Below are 16,564 nucleotides of genomic sequence, written 5' to 3' on the forward strand. Positions count from 1 at the left end.
CATTATCCCCCTATCACATGGCGTATCACAAACACAGTGATAAACCCAAATAGCATAAAGCTTAATGTTGCGACCATCGAACGTTTAGATAAACGGCTGATACCACAAATCCCGTGTCCACTGGTACAACCACTGCCCATTCGAGTACCTATTCCGACCAACAAGCCGGCGATAACCAATAATAAAGGTGACTGTTTGATCTCAATATCAGGCGTGATAAACATGCGGTAAAAAAATGGTGTAATCAATAAGCCCATTAAAAAATATAAAGCAGGCGTGGTGAAAATTGTTTGTTTATCGAGAACCTGAGCAATGAGTCCACTAATCCCTGCAATTCGCCCATTTACATATAAATAGCCCACGACACTTAAACCAAGCATCGTACCGCCAATGAATGCCAGCAGGAAATCATGCATGCTATTACTCCTTGGTTTTTATCTTTCATTTTCATTGTTACAATTTTATATTAAATATTATATAATTTTATATATTAATCAATGTCTATTTTAAGGGATTTGTATTGCAAATGCTTCCATCAGAAAAACAGATGCAAATTGACTTTAACAAAATTAACATCGTGACAGACTGCCTAAAAGTGTTGTCCAATCCAGACCGTTTAAAAATTTTATGCGTACTGATTAATGGTGAAATCAATGTACATACCATCGAAAAGATGACCGATATTCACCAGCCCACCTTATCGCAACAACTTACTGTGCTCAGAAAATCCAGTCTGGTTGCAACACGACGCGATGGCAAACAGATTTTTTATCAGATTAGCGATGAAAAAATTTTGGTCATCATGCAAACTTTATATGGTTTATATTGTCAATGACGTATTCCAAGCATGAATTCACCACCTGATTAAGTTACCAAAATAATTACAGCATGCTAATTGACTGAAAAAAAGCCGCATATTGTTCTGCCTTTTTATCTAAAGCCAATGGATAGGCTCTTGATGAGGACGGCATGCGATGCAAGAAGATTTCCTGACCATTGATCCATGTGCAACTACTGTGCTGTAAGGTAGGTTTAACCGTGTCTTCAGTTAAAACCGTCATCAATGTATCGGTAGCTTTATCACCTGTGGTCATAATATGCCGGCATAAGGGAATGTACTGCAACAAGTGCGGAATATCTGTTGCCTTTTTGATCTGTAAAAACTGATCTGAAGCATTGCCTTTTAAACGTACAATTTGCTCAGCAGTATCATAGATTGCAATTCCCCGTTCATTTAAAAATGCCTGAATCAAAGGTAAATTAAAATTTTTCGCTGCATGATCAATGAAATAATCTTTGTTTTGAAAGAAGATTAAACCAAGAATACGCCACATATCATTTTGAAAGTTTGGATAGTAAAAATCCATTTTCCAACGCTGTTTAGGTGGTGGAAAACTTCCTAACATCAAAAGTTTGGCATTTTGAGGCAAAAATGGGGCTAAGGGATGTTGTTCTATCTCTGGCGTCATCAATTCTTCCCTTGGGCAAACATGTAAAAATAAACAGAACATAGGTTATATCATCAAGCCAAGTATAAGCCAGTGCAAGTCATGAAAAACCAACTGCTTCATTGTTGTGCAATCCTAGCTTTTATTCTGTTGTCGTGCATCAAAAAAGTTCTTCTATCCTTGTAGCCCCCTCTCCAATTCAAATTTTTAATACTTAAACTTTACTTTTTTAATAATTTAAATTTACCTTTTTAATATAATTACTTTACATTATTAATTAATTAAACTTACATTTTTAATTTATATAATTTACTTTTTTAATAATATAACCTTACTTTTTTAATTTTATTAATTTACGTTTTTAATTTATATGGTTTACTTTTTTAATAAATATAACTTACATTTTTAATCATTTAATTTTACGTTTTTAATATTTTAAATTTATATTTTTTGCTTTTATTGTGTACTTTTTAATACAACGAACTTTACATTTTTTAGGCTATATCATGCCACATTGACTGCATATTTCAGGCGCAATTTAGCCATAAAAACGGCCTTTTCGACGGCGCAAGCCCAAAACATGTATCGCACGTACTAGTACTGCATAGGACACCTCATAACCAAATTCCTGTTCAAATAATACAACCAAGTCACTGATATTTTTAAACTTTATATTTTTAACAAATTTTTCAAATGCGTCCCAATCCTTGATATGAGTAGATGCACCGCGTTTTTTTGCAGGTTTGGGATGCAAATCACCGGTTTCTTCTTCGAGCTTGATCCATGCATCCAGTGTCACTCTGGAAATATCAAACTGCTTACATACCGCAACTTTATAATCTGTTTCTTTATATGCTTTAATTGCCGCGCGTCTAATTTCAATTGGATATTTCGCCATTTTTCCACCTCACTTAAAAATTTAAATAAAAACTATATATGGCATACTTGTTGCAAACTGCATTTGCATATTAATAGATATTGGGTTAAATTAAAATGCACGATAATGATATTCAGCGCAAAAAACTATCATTATGGCAAGTATTGATTATTGGTATCGCATATATGACGCCAATGACGGTATTTGATACCTTCGGTATTGTTTCTGGCATTACTCATGGACGTGTGCCATTAGCATATTTATTAGCATTGGTTGCCATGTTACTCACCGCCTTTAGTTATGCCCGATTCAGTCGCCATTCAGCCAAACCGGGTTCTGCCTATACCTATACCACGGATAGCTGTGGTGCAAATGCCGGATTCATGGTGGGTTGGTGTGCGTTACTGGATTATATTTTGTTACCTCTCATTAATGCATTATTGATTTCAATCTATCTGGAAGCACTTTTCCCCAGCATACCCTATTGGGCCTGGGTGATGATCGCCACATCGGTAGTGACATTGATCAATTGCTTTAGAATCCATATTCTTGCCAATATTAGCCTGATTTTTGTGCTCGCTCCAACACTCCTGATGATGGTATTTGTCTATCTGGTGATTAAAGGCATTGGCACAAGTCAAGGCTATGAACATGTTTTAACTATGACACCTTTGATCAATGGTGATCACTCGATTGCCCCACTGGTTGCAGGCGCATCTATTCTCTGCTTTTCCTACCTAGGTTTTGATGCAGTCACCACCATGTCGCATGAAACCAAAGACCCGCAAAAAACCATTCCACGGGCAGTCATTTTAACCACCTTGATTGGCGGCTGCATCTTCTTTACCGCCTCATGGTTTATCCAGCTCTATTTTCCCAATAATCTGCGCTTCAATAATCCATCGGAAGCATTACCAGAAATTGTCTTATATGTTGGCGGTGTGTTTTTCCAGTCGGTCTTTCTATGCGGACAGATCATGAATACCTTTGCTTCTGGACTGGCAACCCATGCCAGTGCCTCACGTCTTATTCATATTATGGGACGCGATAATATCTTTCCAAAAGCAATTTTCGGCCAGACCAGTCGCAGATTTGGAACACCAATTTATTCGGTACTAGTCATTGGTTTAATTTCCTGTCTGGCAATTTTCTTGAGTTTGGATACTGTGGTCAGCCTGATTAGCTTTGGTGCCCTGATCGCCTTTACCGCAGTAAACTTCTCAGTCTTTATGTTTTTTTATATCAAGCAAAAGCAAAGACATGGCATCAAAAATATTTTTCTTAATCTGATTGTACCGTGGTTATCCGTACTCACTATTGTGTGTCTATGGTTCAACCTTGATGCAGCCGCATTACAGTTTGGTTTTATCTGGCTGACTTTTGGTCTGGCTTTATTTATCTATAAAAAGCTGACAAAACAGAATATTACCATCAATGAAGCATGTTAATGAATTGATTATTTCTATCGGAGTATTGCAATGCAAACTATAAATAAACCTATCATTCTAGATGATGTTGAATTTAGAAACAGTATCCACAATAAGATGGATAAAGAGTGGAATTGGGTTAATCCGCAACGAGCAGAGCTAGATAATCCTGCCAACTACTACGAAAGTTCACTACAGGAATGGCATTGCTTTGATACATTATCACATGATCTGGAATGTGATGTGGTGGTCATCGGTGGAGGCTTACTAGGTTCCTCCACAGCATTGCATCTCTCGGAACAAGGCGTGGACACCATTTTAGTCGAAAAGAACCGGATTGGCAGTGCCGCTTCGGGACGTAATGGCGGTCAACTGACGCCGGGGCTTGCGCGCTGGGAAGCAGAAGAAATGATTCAACATTTCAGCACCGAAGATGCAAAAAAACTGTGGCATTTCACCTCGACAGAAGCCATGTCTTTAATTGATGAGATCATCGAAAAGTACGACTTATCCCTACAACGTAAAAAAGGTCATATTACCGCTGCCGTACATGAAGGTCATTTGATTGGTTTAACCCAAGGTGCAGATGCACGCAAATTTTTAGGTGAAGATCATACCCAGATTGTTGGCAAACATGAATTACAAAGCTACCTCAATTCAGATTGCTATTTTGGTGGTTTGATTGACCATCTTGGTGGTCAGATTCATCCACTCGCCCTTACCCGTGGCTTAATTTATGGCTTCTGTAAAAATGGCGGACAGGTCTATGAACAAACAGAAGTAACTGAAATTCAGGAAACTGCCGATGGTATTTATGTCAAGACAGCTCAAGGCGTAATTAAAGCGCGCAAAAGTGTGGTGATTGCAGTACATCATGCCTCTTTTAAATTACTGTCGTCAAACACACAAACCACCATTCCATTCTTTACCTATGTCAGTACCACAGCGCCTTTGGAAGTAGATTTAAAAGAACTTATTCCATCTGATTTTCCAGTATATGACACCCAATTCCAGATTGATTATTACCGTGGTGTTTCTAACAATCGCTTATTATTTGGCGGACAAGGTACAGGCAGTTGTTGGAATCCAGAAAAAACCTATCAATATTTATTGGGCCGGATTAATCATGTTTTCCCACAACTCAAGTCAGTAGAACTGGATTTTGTCTGGAGTGGAGAAACAGATTTAACCTACAACGGTGCTGTTGACAGTCGTAAATCAGGTGAAAAATTTCCAATTTATGCAGTTCATGGCTGGAGTGGTCATGGTGTCGCCCAAACTGTGCGGATCGGTAAAGCCATTTCCGATGATTTTATCGGGCACTCAGACGACTTTGAAATGCTGACCAAAATTCCCCACAAAGATATCCTACTCGGACGGGAACTTGCCCCAATGGCGATTCCAATTGCCAAAGGCGCATATGGCCTAGGTGCATGGATTAATCCTGGAAAAATGGTGTCGTTCTAATCAAATATTGTTTTAATGATGCTCATCATGTGTCAGATCATTCACCTGACACATGATCAAAATTAATCGCCATCCTGAATAATCAAAATTCCTGCATTAAATCCTTAAAATGACCCTGCAATCCCTTAAAACAACATCTTCGGTTTTGGCATATAAATATATAAAATCCACTGTAGATAGAGTGCCAGTTTTTTAATAAAAACCTGATTTGCTTCATCATCAGGCTCATCGACAACAATCAGGTCAAATCTGGCAAAAATTTCATCCAAATTATCCCAACCATAAACTTCAAAAAAATGCTGATAAGTGCTAAAACTCACCTGTCCTTCGGCATGAGTAGTTCCGGAAAGTACCACTGTTTTTAATTGGGTATGCAATCTAAAACACAAGCTGATCTGATCCAGCACATGACTAAATCTCGATACAATTAATACTTTGTGCAAACTTCCTGCACGTATAAGAACATCAACCAATGCCGTAATACAGCGTGCTTTTTCCACATGATTCTGGACAGTTAAGGACTGCACACGTTCGGCACAGAAAAATTGCCGTGCAATCGCACGTAAGCCATAAACCTGTGCATGCGATTGCACCAAATCAGGATTAAGGGCGGTAATCTCAAATTGCTGCATGGTATCCATATCAAACATTTACAGGTTCGAACTAAGTCAGGCATATTTGTACAGACTAAAATATGCCTGCATTCAAAAAGTGAGAAACCTTAATTAAATAACCACTGTGTGACTTTGTCCTGATCTGCAACCGATAATTTAACCGTATGCAATACATACTCCTGTGGTTCAAGATCAAAAACCATTAATTCATCTCGACGGAAAACATGGCAGGAAATGGCATTTTTTTCTTTGGCTTTGGCTTGCCACAAATTATTTGTAATGCGAATGTCGTCCAATGCAATGACAATGTCATGTGCCGACAAGCCAGCTTGTGCTGCACTAGAATCTCTAAATACCTGCTGGATCAATAAGCCTTCTGGTTTTTCCTGTACTTTTGCACCAAATGGCAATGTTTTTTCGGTTTGTAATTCATACTCTATACCAAACTCTGCCAAGACCTGATCCAGTGGTAAATCATCGGTACTATGGATCAAATAACTCAAACGATCCGTCCAGTCCTGCCCGGTCAGGGTTTTACATAATTCAAAAATCGTCTGCTCATGTACCTGAATCCCAGCCTGAGTATTGGCATATAATTTTTGCATCAAGGCATCCAGACTCGAACCATGACTGCGTAATCCTAGATCCAGACATAACGCGACCAGTGCACCTTTATTATAGTAGCTGGTTCCAGCATTATTGGAGTTTTCATCCTGACGGTAAAATTTGATCCACGCATCAAAACTTGATTCGCTCACCGATTGAATTTTACGTCCGGGATTTTGTAAATAACGATTAATTTGATCCGTTAATAAAGTGAGATAATCATGCTGTGAAATAACGCCACTTCTGGCCAGAATCAAATCGTCATAATAAGAAGTAAAGCCTTCAAAAATCCACAGTAAGCTGGTATAGCCTTCCTCATGTAAATTCGGATTGATAAAATTTTCCGGACGAATGAATCTCACCAACCAAGAGTGAAAATATTCATGACTACAAAGTCCAAGATAACGTTGATAGTTTTTACTTGGTTCAGGTTTTTCATCGGCTTTGGGCAAATCATCTCGCGGACAAATCAGACTGGTACTTTCGCAGTGTTCCAGTCCACCATATAAACTACCTGTCGCCATGGTCAAGAAGGTATAATGTTGGAATGGCGCAGAACCAAACATCTGTATTTCAGTACGACAAATTTTTTCGATATCCTGTTGCAAACGTGGCAAATTGGCATGATGACGACCTGAAATCACAAAATCATGTGCAATGCCTTCTGCATCAAAACTAAAGCGATCCTGCACTGCCAACTCAAACGGGCTATCGATCAATTGTGCATAATCTTTTGCCTTGAGATTAAAACGGCCTTTAACCAATGATTTTGCTGGCAAAGCCCCTGCATAGGTAAAATGATGCAAAGCCTGCGGTACAAATAATTCCAGTTCATGCGCTGTATCTTCCTGATCGGTCAGGCCCATACAGACAGTGGTTGGATTAACATATAAACGGCTTTGATCGATATAACTGCCACGCACGGATAAGTCATAGGCATAGACTTTATATTCGACCGTGATCAGCTCATGATCATTATTAAACAATTGCCATTTATTTTTATGCGTTTTGGCAATTTTTAACTGGCGTCCAGACTCATCAAATGCCTGTACACCTTCAACATGTTTGGCAAATTCACGCATCAGATAGCTGCCGGGAATCCATGAAGCCAACCAGAGTTGCTGCTGTGGATTGGCAAGAAAACGGATCGTTACATGAATTAAATGCTGAGAAAAATCATCAAATTCGAGCTGATAGTGAATCATCTATACTGGTCCTCATACGAATTTCCATAGTGTAGCACTTGTTTTCATACGACTCTAATCCGGACCGATTGAAATATTTGCCACACATCACATCTGATAAAAAAACACAGCATTCTGACATATTTTAATGACACTTTTCTTTGTATGATTTCTCGGCGAAACCGCCAGATTTTAGTAGCAGTTCGGTCTAAAACAGTCTAGCATCTACGCCTTATGTTTCATGCTTAATTCAGGTCTGCCGTGTTCCGTTTTTGCCACTCCCTTCTTGTTGTTTTAGTCAGCAGTATCAGCAGCGTTAGTTTTGCTCAAGTCCTTAGTATTGATCCCCAGACGGTAGAAGCCAAAGCATGGGTGATCCTTGATCCGCAATCGCACCAAGTCATTGCCTCATATAATGAAAATGAACATCGGGCACCAGCTTCCCTAACCAAAATGATGGTTGGCTATCTGTCACTTCAGGCAGTTGAGCAAGGCAAGTTGAATCTTGAACAGATTGTCACCGTTCCTGAGGTTGTGACCACTGTAAAAGGTGACGAGTCCCGTTTAAGACTACATCCGGGCGATCAAATCTCGGTACAGGAATTAATCTCGGGTTTGATTATCATGTCTGCCAATGATGCAGCCCTGACACTGGCCACATTGATTTCCGGTGATATTCCACAATTTTTACAACTGATGAATCACACGGCTCAACAATTGGGTATGCACAATACCCAGTTTGATAATCCATCTGGAATTACCATGCAGAATCATTATGCATCTGCATTTGACCTTGCCTTATTATCACAGGCCATTGTCAAAAATACACCGGAATATCTTAATTATTCCAAACAGCAGGAATTTAGTTATAAAGATATCCATCACCATGCCACCAATATTCTGCTAAAAAAAGATCCAAGTGTTGATGGTTTGAAAACTGGTTATACCGAGGCTGCTGGATATAATCTGGCATTAACCGCGAATCGTCTTGATCCCAACACCAATGAATATCGACGTTTAATTGTGGTGGTGATGGGAACGGCTTCCAAGCAAAAACGTGCCGATGTTGCCTATACATTGATGAATATTGCCTATAATTACACACAGACCAAACAGTTATTTCGCCATGATCAGATCATTGCCGATATTCCAGTGATTGGCGGGCAAAAACCTATATATAAAATTAATTTGCCGCAAAGTAACAGTTACCATACCCTAAGCTTGTTAACAGACGATATGGTGTTAAATGCTCAGCAATTTGATAACACATCTCAACGTTTTATCTTGCAAAAAAGTCCTTTAGAAATTTTGGAACCATTGAAACAACCGCAACAAATGGCGTTTAGTATTCAACTCTTACAGCAACAATTAGATGCACCTTTGATTCATACAGCCATGCCTTTGGCAAAAATAAATGTAACACAATTTAAAAAGATCATTCATGAAGTGGATATTGTTCAGGACGTTGCGCTTGATCAAGCCAGTTGGTGGCATAGATTGGTGGCATGGATCAAGAGTTGGATTCAATTAATTCAAGGACATAGCATCAAAGCTGTGATTTACCCGATTACGACCCCATAAGTCATTCTGAGCAAATGACAACCTACCTTTTACATGCCATGATATTGCTAATCTTGACTAAAATAATAGGAATTAAATATCATGGCACAAAAGCATCGCATCGTGATTGTCGGTGGTGGAGCTGGCGGTCTCGAACTGGCTACTCAACTTGGACAACGTATTGGTAAAAAAAGACATATTCAGATTACCCTGGTAGACGCTACCCTCACCCATATTTGGAAACCTTTATTACATGAGATTGCCGCTGGAACACTAAATGGTGCCAGCGAAGAAATTAATTATTTCGCCCACGCCAAAAAAAATCACTATAAATTCCAGCTCGGTTCTCTACAGGATATTGATCGGGAAAATCAGGACATTATTCTGGCCCCACTGGTTCAGGGAGAAATCCAACTGGCCGATCAACGTCGAATCCCTTACGACACACTGGTGATTGCGATTGGTTCAACCTCCAACGATTTCGGTACGCCGGGCGCCAAAGAAAACTGTCATTTTCTCGACAATCGTGCTCAAGCAGATATTTTCCAGCGTGACTTACTCAATCTTTATTTACAGGCCCACGCCCAACCTCGTGAAAAACCGCTAAACATCACCATCATTGGTGCAGGTGCTACAGGCGTAGAACTGGCTGCAGAACTACATCAGGCTGCTCAGGATTTTCACCGCTATGGACTAGATGGCATTGATCCGAATAAAGTAAAAATCAACGTGATTGAAGCCGCCCCTCGAATTTTACCCGCCCTGTCAGAGAAAGTCGCCACTGGTGCATTGCAGCAACTACACAAGTACGGCATTCATGTCTATACCCAACACAAAGTTGAAAAAATTGATGCCGAGCGGGTGTATTGTCAGGATGGAAAAACCTTTGATTCCAATCTTAAAGTCTGGGCTGCCGGCATTAAGGCACCCGCTGTCACACAAAATTTTGGGCTAAGTCTAGATCGGATCGGACGCATCAAAGTCTATGCGACTTTACAAAGTATTGATGATCCCAAAATATTTGCTTTTGGTGATTGTGCACATTGTCAACCCATCGCCAAACAACCGGTATTGGCACCACGCGCACAGGTTGCCAGTCAACAAGCCGCTTTCCTGATTGATGCAATTCTGGCAAAGTTAAAAGGGAAATCTTTACCCATGTTTAAATTTACTGATCGTGGTTCACTGGTATCCCTGACACAAAATACCGCCATTGGTGAGTTATTGGGTAACATTCACGTGGAAGGCCTCATGGCAAAAACCATGTATCACTCGCTCTATCGTGTCCATCAGGCCGCTGTGCTGGGCTATACGCGTGCCAGTTTGTTGGCTGCCCGGGATCTATTTGGCAAAGGCACCACACCTTTAATTAAGCTACATTAAAAATATCGTTACAATTCCAGAGAAACATCACCTTCAAGTGATGTTTTTTTACACTTATTTGCATAAAAGCGCGCTTCTTCATGTAAATTCACTCCCAATTTGCAAATATTCTCTTTATTATATGTTGTTTTACAACTCACGATTGGATAGATCGATAATGACAGCTATTGCAAATGACCACGTAGTAAAATTTAACTACACACTAACCAATGGTGAAGGTCAAATTCTTGATAAATCAGATGGTCAGCCGCTTGCTTATCTGCATGGTGCAAGCAACATTATTCCAGGTCTGGAAAATGCTTTAACTGGCAAAACTGCTGGTGAAAAACTGACTGTGAATGTTCCGGCTGCCGAAGGTTATGGCGAATATCACGCAGAACTGGTACAAGAAGTTCCACGTCAAATGTTCCAAGGTGTTGATAACATTCAACCTGGTATGCAATTCCAAGCACAAACTGAAGATGGTGTACAAATCGTCACAGTAAAAGATGTACAAGATGAAAATGTAATCATCGATGGCAATCACCCACTTGCTGGTCAAGACTTAAACTTTGATGTAGAAATCGTTGAAGTTCGTCCTGCAACGCAAGAAGAATTAGATCATGGCCATGTCCATGGTGCAGATGGTCATCATCACTAATTCTTGCTAAAGTAAAAAAACGAGACGCTCCTGTCTCGTTTTTTATTGTCCTGTTTTTATTAACCTGATTTTATTAACTGAAACAATTACCTTAAAGACGTGTAAACACAAACCTTCTGAGTAAAAACTTTAAAATTTACTTTGCTTTTATGACAAATTGCGCTATAGCTTATGTTGAAATAATATAAAAGTCATGGGAGAGACTCAGATGCTAACAGTCGCGCATGTATTACAAGAGAAAGTAGAACATACAACCTATACCATATCGCCAGATGCAACCGTATTGGAAGCAATCAGCTTAATGGCAGACAAAGGTATTGGTGCCCTGATTGTGGTAGAAGAAGAAAATGTGATCGGGATTTTATCAGAACGTGATTACGCACGAAAAGTTGCACTGATGGAACGTTCTTCTTATGACACCTGTGTCTCAGACATCATGACGCATAAAGTCATCACAGTAGATCCAAAAAATACCGTAGACGAATGTCTAAAATTAATGACAAATCGACATTTACGCCATTTGCCTGTGCTTGAGAACGGCAAATTAATTGGGTTGGTCTCAATCGGTGATCTAGTCAAAGGAATTATTCAGGAACAACAAAACCTGATCGAACAATTGCAAAATTATATTAGTAATTAGATTCGCCAGAATTTTAATTTTATAAATAAAAATGCACCGATTGTGATCGATGCATTTTTTTGTTAATTCAGTCAGATTATTTTGCAGCTGAGGCTTCTGTCGTAATATTGACAGTGATTTTATCGCCAACATTGGGTACATAATTGCCAATACCAAAAGCGGAACGATCAAATGTTGTGGTCGCATTAAAACCTACAGTTGGGAGCTTCGACATTGGATGGATACCCAATTTATTTAAAGTTGCATCCAAAACGACGGGTTTTGTTACACCTTTAACTGTCAGATCACCAGTGATTTTGAAATGTTTTTTGTCTTTGGTTTCAACTTTAGTACTTTTAAACGTAATATTTGGAAATTTTGCAGCATTAAACCATGCTTCTTCCTGAAATTCCTGATCCAGTGCTTTCACATTGGTGTTCACGCTACTGATCGGAATAATCACGTCAACTGAAGATTTTGCCGGGTTTGCCTCATCCACCTGAATTACACCCTGAATATCGCTAAAATTTGCACTCGGTGTAGAAAATCCAAAATGGTTCCAAGAAAATACTGTCGCTGTATGTGTAGGATCAATTTTATAATCTACTGGTGCTGCCAATGCGAAATTAGACCCTACTGCCACCAATAAACCCAAAGATAATGCTTTTAAACCTTTCATTTTTTCACTCAACTTAAATTAATTTTGATGTGTTAATTGTAGTTAAACTATATGCTAAATATTAGCCAATGTTCAAAACACTCTGTTTTATTTTTGCAACATCAACATTTTTCAAGCAGAAATGAATAGCTTTTACGCATTTTATTTACAATACAAAATCAGCATTAGCATGATAAAGCATCTGGATTTTTTTAAATCAATCGCGGGAACAACCGGTGATAAAATCAAAAAACACAGATATCCATATGATTATAAATAATATTTCTAAAATTAGTCTATCAATTAACCACACCTTTGTCATCTAACTGTCATGAATGTTTCATGTCAATGTCATATTCATTGCTGATACTGCTTAGCAAGTTCGTAAGCTTATGTAAAATTATGTTGCATAAGATAATCGAGAAATAAAGTGATTAGGTAAGACCTAAATTTTGGAGAATATTTCAATGAAAAAATTGCTTCTCGCTACCGCAGTTGCAACATTATGTGTAAGTACTGCTCAAGCAGCACCAACACTTTATGGTAAATTACACGTAAGTTTAGACCAAGTAGATAACAATGATTATGCTGGTAATAATCAAACTGCGTTAAACTCTAACGCATCGCGTATTGGGGTAAAAGGCGACGAGAAACTTACGGACAATATTTCTGTTGTATATTTAGCAGAATGGTCAATTGATACTGATGGTTCAGGCTCTGACGCCAACTTAGGCGCACGTAACCGTTTCCTTGGCTTAAAATTTGCCAACGTCGGGACATTAAAAGCTGGTAAATACGATTCTTATCTAAAAACTGCTGCTGGTAGCAACCAAGACATCTTTAATGACCACACTGTTCTGGATATGACTGCTGTTCTTGCAGGTGAAGATCGTTTAAACAACGTAATTGGTTTTGAAACTGATAAAAACCTGTTAGGTGGCGTACAGTTTAACATTATGCTACAACAAGGTGAAAGTTCTACTGATAGCGCAGCACTAGGCCAAAAAGGTAAACGCGATGGTCTTGGTGATGGTATCTCTACTTCTGTAAGCTATGATAATAAAGATATCGGTCTGGCTGTTGCACTTGCTGGTAACTTTGGTATCGCTAGTAAATATAATGGTGTAGGCCTTTCAGGTATTTTCAGTGATGCATATCGTCTGACTGGTTCTTATGACTTTAGTAATGCTGGTGTTAAAGGTCTTGTCGTTGGTGGATTATGGCAACATGCTGAACCATCTGATAATACTGTTCCTGATTATAGCGGCCTGGAAGAAGATGCTTACAGCATTACTGCTGCCTATGCAATTCCTTCTACCCCATGGAAAGTAAAAGCAGAATATGTTTCCGCTGAAACTTCTCGTGATGGCGCATCAGATCGTACTATTGATCAATATGGCGTAGGCGTAGACTATAGCCTGAATAAACAAACTCGTGTTTATGGTGTTCTTGCTCAACAGAAAAAAGACTGGTTAGCATCTGATGACAAGAAAACTGTATTTGGTTTAGGTATGGAATATAACTTCTAATCCTGATCCTTGATTATTCTTAAAACCCCGGTCATATGGCCGGGGTTTTTCTTTTATGGCAAAACACATAAAAAAAAGCCTTATATTAAATAAGGCTTTATCAAAACATTCTATTAATTTTTATTTCTTTAAAAATCCAGACACCAGATTCAATACATTCTGAATATCATTATCTGCTTCCTGCTGATTACTTTGTTCACCCTTTGGCGTTAAAGAATCAATTACCTGAGGTAAAGCCGCTGCAATAGCCGCATAGATATTTTGAGTCGGGACATTGGTTTCCTCAGCAACTTTTGCAACATCCTGCTCATCAAATAACTGCTGGACTTGCTGCTGTGGAATCGGAGTGTTTTCTGGTGCTTCCGGACTTACCCAAGATTGGACTTGTCCACCCAACCCAGCTTGTTGTAATTTGGATAAAGCACCTTGTAAACCACCCTGTTTTTGGATCCATGCCAGAATAATTGGCAACACTGCTACCAATAATGCCGATGTACCGCCACCAGCCGCCGCTGTATTACTGCGCCCACCTTGCTGGCCTAACTGACCTAGCACCGAACCGAGAATACCACCAAGACCAGATTGTGATGATGTATTACCATTATTGGTATTACTGGTCTGGTTAGCACTCCCCTGATTCATCACCTGACCCAAAACCGAGCCTAAAATTCCACCTAATCCCGAACCTGATGACTGTGATTGATTTTGCTGGTTGGTTTGTCCACCCAATGCTTGCTTTGCCAAAACTTCAACTAAATCTGATAAATTAGACATTTTCATTCCCATCATTGTTATCTATCACATTACACTCCGAGCCGATCAAGAATGCAATTAAATACTGTAAGTAAGTATGAACATGAAGAGAGTTAAATAATTAGAGACTTCTGCAAAGTTTAAGGATATGGCCTACCAGCGATATTTATCCCAGTTTTCCGGATTGGCCCAAAATTTTGAATTAAACCAGTCTGGCACATGCTTATAGGTCAGAATATTAAATTGCCAGATGTGTACCGGGCTATTTTCCGGAACAGCTTCTAACAATTGATTAAAACCCAAAGCACGTAATTGTTTTTCTAGCCCAATATCCGCCAGCACAATAATTTTTTTGGCAAATAAATCCCTTAACCGAACCAGTGCATGATCAATCGCAATTATATTTTCCGGCTGAATATTTTCCTGTTTGATCAAATTAACCACTGCAAGATCATAGCGCTGAGCAAATGGCAGATTTAACACCTGCTTTAAGCTACAATATTGCCATTGTCCCTCCCAATTTGACTGCGGTTCGATATCTACTGTCATCGCCGTATTCACTTTTTCTTCTGCAAGCAATTGCAGCAAGAATGGGATAAAATCGAAATCCGCCATGTTTGAAATCCTTAAAAGTCGAGCAAAGCAATGGAATATAAAGGCATTTGTCATAAAATGCAGGCACTGGTTAGTCCTGTACCCACGCAAACGAACGCCACTCCTAGCCATGTTGAGTATAAATTTGTTTTAGATCAATTCAATACCGATTTGATGCATTTAATTGGTGAAAACATACAATTAGAATGGACTGGTCGTATTTTCTGCGTTTCCTGTGGTGCAAAAACACCAAAGTCATATTCTCAAGGGCATTGTTTTAAATGTTTTAAAACCAAAGCCGAATGTGATATGTGTATTTTAAAACCAGAAACCTGCCATTATCATCTTGGTACCTGTCGCGAAGAAAGCTTTGCACAAAATGTCTGCTTTCAGCCACACATTGTTTATCTTGCCAACTCCAGTGCCTTAAAAGTCGGCATTACCCGTATTGTCAATATGCCAACACGCTGGCTGGATCAGGGCGCTACACAGGCCCTACCAATCATGAAAGTTGGTTCCCGTCGTATGTCCGGCTATGTCGAGGTTTTGCTCGCAGAAATGATTTCGGATAAAACCGACTGGCGCAAACTCCTTAAAGGCGAAGCAGAACCACTGGATTTGCAGGAAGAAAAAGAGCAGTTGCTGGATCAATTCCATATGGAACTGGCAGGACTGGCCAATGAATTTCCAGATGATGAATTAAATTTTCTGGATGCAGAACCACACGAATTTATTTATCCGGTCAATCAATATCCTGTGAAAATTACTAGCCACAATCTGGATAAAACACCCATCATTCAGGGAAAATTACAGGGTATTAAAGGACAATATCTAATTATGGATACTGGCGTGATTAATATCCGTAAATATTCAGGCTATGAACTGATTTTACGCACTTGATTGTAAGAAAATAAACATAAAGTCCACCATTAGATAGCGTGGACTTTTTTATTTTTCAATTAGAATTACTACCACTCGATGATCAAGTTCAATTTTAGTAACCCTATATCCCTTTTTTTGAATATCTGACCAAGTCATTCGGCCATCCTGCTCAACACCGGCACAAATAAAAGTCATATCAGTAAAATTAAAATCTTTTGGAGCAGGTTTCCCACCTAAACATGAGGTTTTATCATTTGCAAATACTGAACTAGAAAGAATTAGCCCACTAATAACAAATAAGATATTTTTTTTCATATAACACC

18 protein-coding genes are annotated in these 16,564 nt (G+C 39.1%); 9 read left to right on the forward strand and 9 right to left on the reverse strand.

Features of this window, described 5'->3' with window-relative positions; genetic code table 11:
* Window positions 1-2 precede the first annotated feature (2 nt).
* On the reverse strand, window positions 3-416 hold the full coding sequence (locus tag CAP51_RS10480) for a YeeE/YedE family protein (protein WP_087620701.1): 414 nt from the start codon (window positions 414-416) through the stop codon (window positions 3-5).
* Window positions 417-526: 110 nt separating this feature from the next.
* On the opposite strand from CAP51_RS10480, the gene CAP51_RS10485 reads away from it, so the two are divergent.
* On the forward strand, window positions 527-835 hold the full coding sequence (locus tag CAP51_RS10485) for an ArsR/SmtB family transcription factor (protein WP_087620702.1): 309 nt from the start codon (window positions 527-529) through the stop codon (window positions 833-835).
* Between the two features lie 46 nt (window positions 836-881).
* Here CAP51_RS10485 and CAP51_RS10490 read toward each other — a convergent pair whose 3' ends face one another.
* Window positions 882-1,469 (reverse strand): uracil-DNA glycosylase family protein, encoded by a 588-nt coding sequence (locus tag CAP51_RS10490; protein WP_087620703.1) that lies wholly within the window; start codon window positions 1,467-1,469, stop codon window positions 882-884.
* A 517-nt stretch (window positions 1,470-1,986) separates the two neighbouring features.
* Entirely contained in the window at window positions 1,987-2,346 is a 360-nt protein-coding gene (locus CAP51_RS10495) for a helix-turn-helix domain-containing protein (protein WP_087620704.1), read from the reverse strand.
* Window positions 2,347-2,441: 95 nt separating this feature from the next.
* Between CAP51_RS10495 and CAP51_RS10500 the strand changes: the two genes are divergently transcribed.
* Complete coding sequence (locus CAP51_RS10500) at window positions 2,442-3,773, forward strand: APC family permease (protein ID WP_087620705.1); 1,332 nt, start codon at window positions 2,442-2,444, stop codon at window positions 3,771-3,773.
* 30 nt (window positions 3,774-3,803) lie between these two features.
* A complete protein-coding gene (locus tag CAP51_RS10505) occupies window positions 3,804-5,219 on the forward strand; it encodes an NAD(P)/FAD-dependent oxidoreductase (RefSeq protein ID WP_087620706.1) in 1,416 nt (471 codons plus the stop codon).
* A gap of 125 nt (window positions 5,220-5,344) precedes the next feature.
* Here the strand turns inward: CAP51_RS10505 and CAP51_RS10510 are convergent, their stop codons facing one another.
* Both CAP51_RS10510 and CAP51_RS10515 read right to left on the reverse strand, forming a co-directional pair.
* Window positions 5,345-5,869, reverse strand: coding sequence for a DEAD/DEAH box helicase family protein (locus tag CAP51_RS10510; protein WP_087620707.1), 525 nt, complete (start codon window positions 5,867-5,869; stop codon window positions 5,345-5,347).
* 71 nt (window positions 5,870-5,940) lie between these two features.
* Window positions 5,941-7,644 (reverse strand): M61 family metallopeptidase, encoded by a 1,704-nt coding sequence (locus tag CAP51_RS10515; RefSeq protein WP_087620708.1) that lies wholly within the window; start codon window positions 7,642-7,644, stop codon window positions 5,941-5,943.
* Window positions 7,645-7,884: 240 nt separating this feature from the next.
* On the opposite strand from CAP51_RS10515, the gene CAP51_RS10520 reads away from it, so the two are divergent.
* The 4 genes from CAP51_RS10520 to CAP51_RS10535 all read left to right on the forward strand — a co-directional run bounded on the left by CAP51_RS10520 (window position 7,885) and on the right by CAP51_RS10535 (window position 11,846).
* Window positions 7,885-9,204 carry a D-alanyl-D-alanine carboxypeptidase family protein gene (locus CAP51_RS10520; protein WP_245809133.1) on the forward strand — a complete coding sequence of 440 codons (1,320 nt, stop codon included), beginning with the start codon at window positions 7,885-7,887 and terminating at the stop codon, window positions 9,202-9,204.
* Between the two features lie 81 nt (window positions 9,205-9,285).
* The gene (locus CAP51_RS10525; protein WP_087620709.1) at window positions 9,286-10,566 is read left to right on the forward strand and encodes an NAD(P)/FAD-dependent oxidoreductase; all 1,281 of its coding nucleotides are present in this window, start codon (window positions 9,286-9,288) and stop codon (window positions 10,564-10,566) included.
* A gap of 157 nt (window positions 10,567-10,723) precedes the next feature.
* On the forward strand, window positions 10,724-11,206 hold the full coding sequence (locus CAP51_RS10530; RefSeq protein ID WP_087620710.1) for an FKBP-type peptidyl-prolyl cis-trans isomerase: 483 nt from the start codon (window positions 10,724-10,726) through the stop codon (window positions 11,204-11,206).
* Between the two features lie 208 nt (window positions 11,207-11,414).
* Window positions 11,415-11,846: a CBS domain-containing protein gene (locus CAP51_RS10535; RefSeq protein ID WP_087620711.1), complete on the forward strand. Its 432-nt coding sequence runs from the start codon at window positions 11,415-11,417 to the stop codon at window positions 11,844-11,846.
* A 76-nt stretch (window positions 11,847-11,922) separates the two neighbouring features.
* On the opposite strand, the gene CAP51_RS10540 is transcribed toward CAP51_RS10535, so the two are convergent.
* Window positions 11,923-12,504, reverse strand: a complete 582-nt coding sequence (locus CAP51_RS10540; RefSeq protein WP_087620712.1) for a YceI family protein — start codon at window positions 12,502-12,504, stop codon at window positions 11,923-11,925.
* Window positions 12,505-12,950: 446 nt separating this feature from the next.
* On the opposite strand from CAP51_RS10540, the gene CAP51_RS10545 reads away from it, so the two are divergent.
* A complete protein-coding gene (locus CAP51_RS10545; RefSeq protein ID WP_087620713.1) occupies window positions 12,951-14,012 on the forward strand; it encodes a porin in 1,062 nt (353 codons plus the stop codon).
* A 120-nt stretch (window positions 14,013-14,132) separates the two neighbouring features.
* Here the strand turns inward: CAP51_RS10545 and CAP51_RS10550 are convergent, their stop codons facing one another.
* Window positions 14,133-14,786 carry a YidB family protein gene (locus CAP51_RS10550; protein ID WP_087620714.1) on the reverse strand — a complete coding sequence of 218 codons (654 nt, stop codon included), beginning with the start codon at window positions 14,784-14,786 and terminating at the stop codon, window positions 14,133-14,135.
* Window positions 14,787-14,918: 132 nt separating this feature from the next.
* A complete protein-coding gene (locus tag CAP51_RS10555) occupies window positions 14,919-15,380 on the reverse strand; it encodes a DUF6231 family protein (RefSeq protein ID WP_087620715.1) in 462 nt (153 codons plus the stop codon).
* Window positions 15,381-15,410: 30 nt separating this feature from the next.
* Here CAP51_RS10555 and CAP51_RS10560 point away from each other — a divergent pair, with 30 nt between their 5' ends.
* Window positions 15,411-16,259: a DUF2797 domain-containing protein gene (locus tag CAP51_RS10560; RefSeq protein ID WP_087620716.1), complete on the forward strand. Its 849-nt coding sequence runs from the start codon at window positions 15,411-15,413 to the stop codon at window positions 16,257-16,259.
* Between the two features lie 48 nt (window positions 16,260-16,307).
* Here CAP51_RS10560 and CAP51_RS10565 read toward each other — a convergent pair whose 3' ends face one another.
* The gene (locus CAP51_RS10565; RefSeq protein ID WP_087620717.1) at window positions 16,308-16,556 is read right to left on the reverse strand and encodes a hypothetical protein; all 249 of its coding nucleotides are present in this window, start codon (window positions 16,554-16,556) and stop codon (window positions 16,308-16,310) included.
* Window positions 16,557-16,564 lie beyond the last annotated feature (8 nt).

Origin of the sequence: Acinetobacter populi, assembly GCF_002174125.1 — a bacterium.
In the GTDB taxonomy this organism is placed as follows: Bacteria; Pseudomonadota; Gammaproteobacteria; order Pseudomonadales; family Moraxellaceae; genus Acinetobacter; species Acinetobacter populi.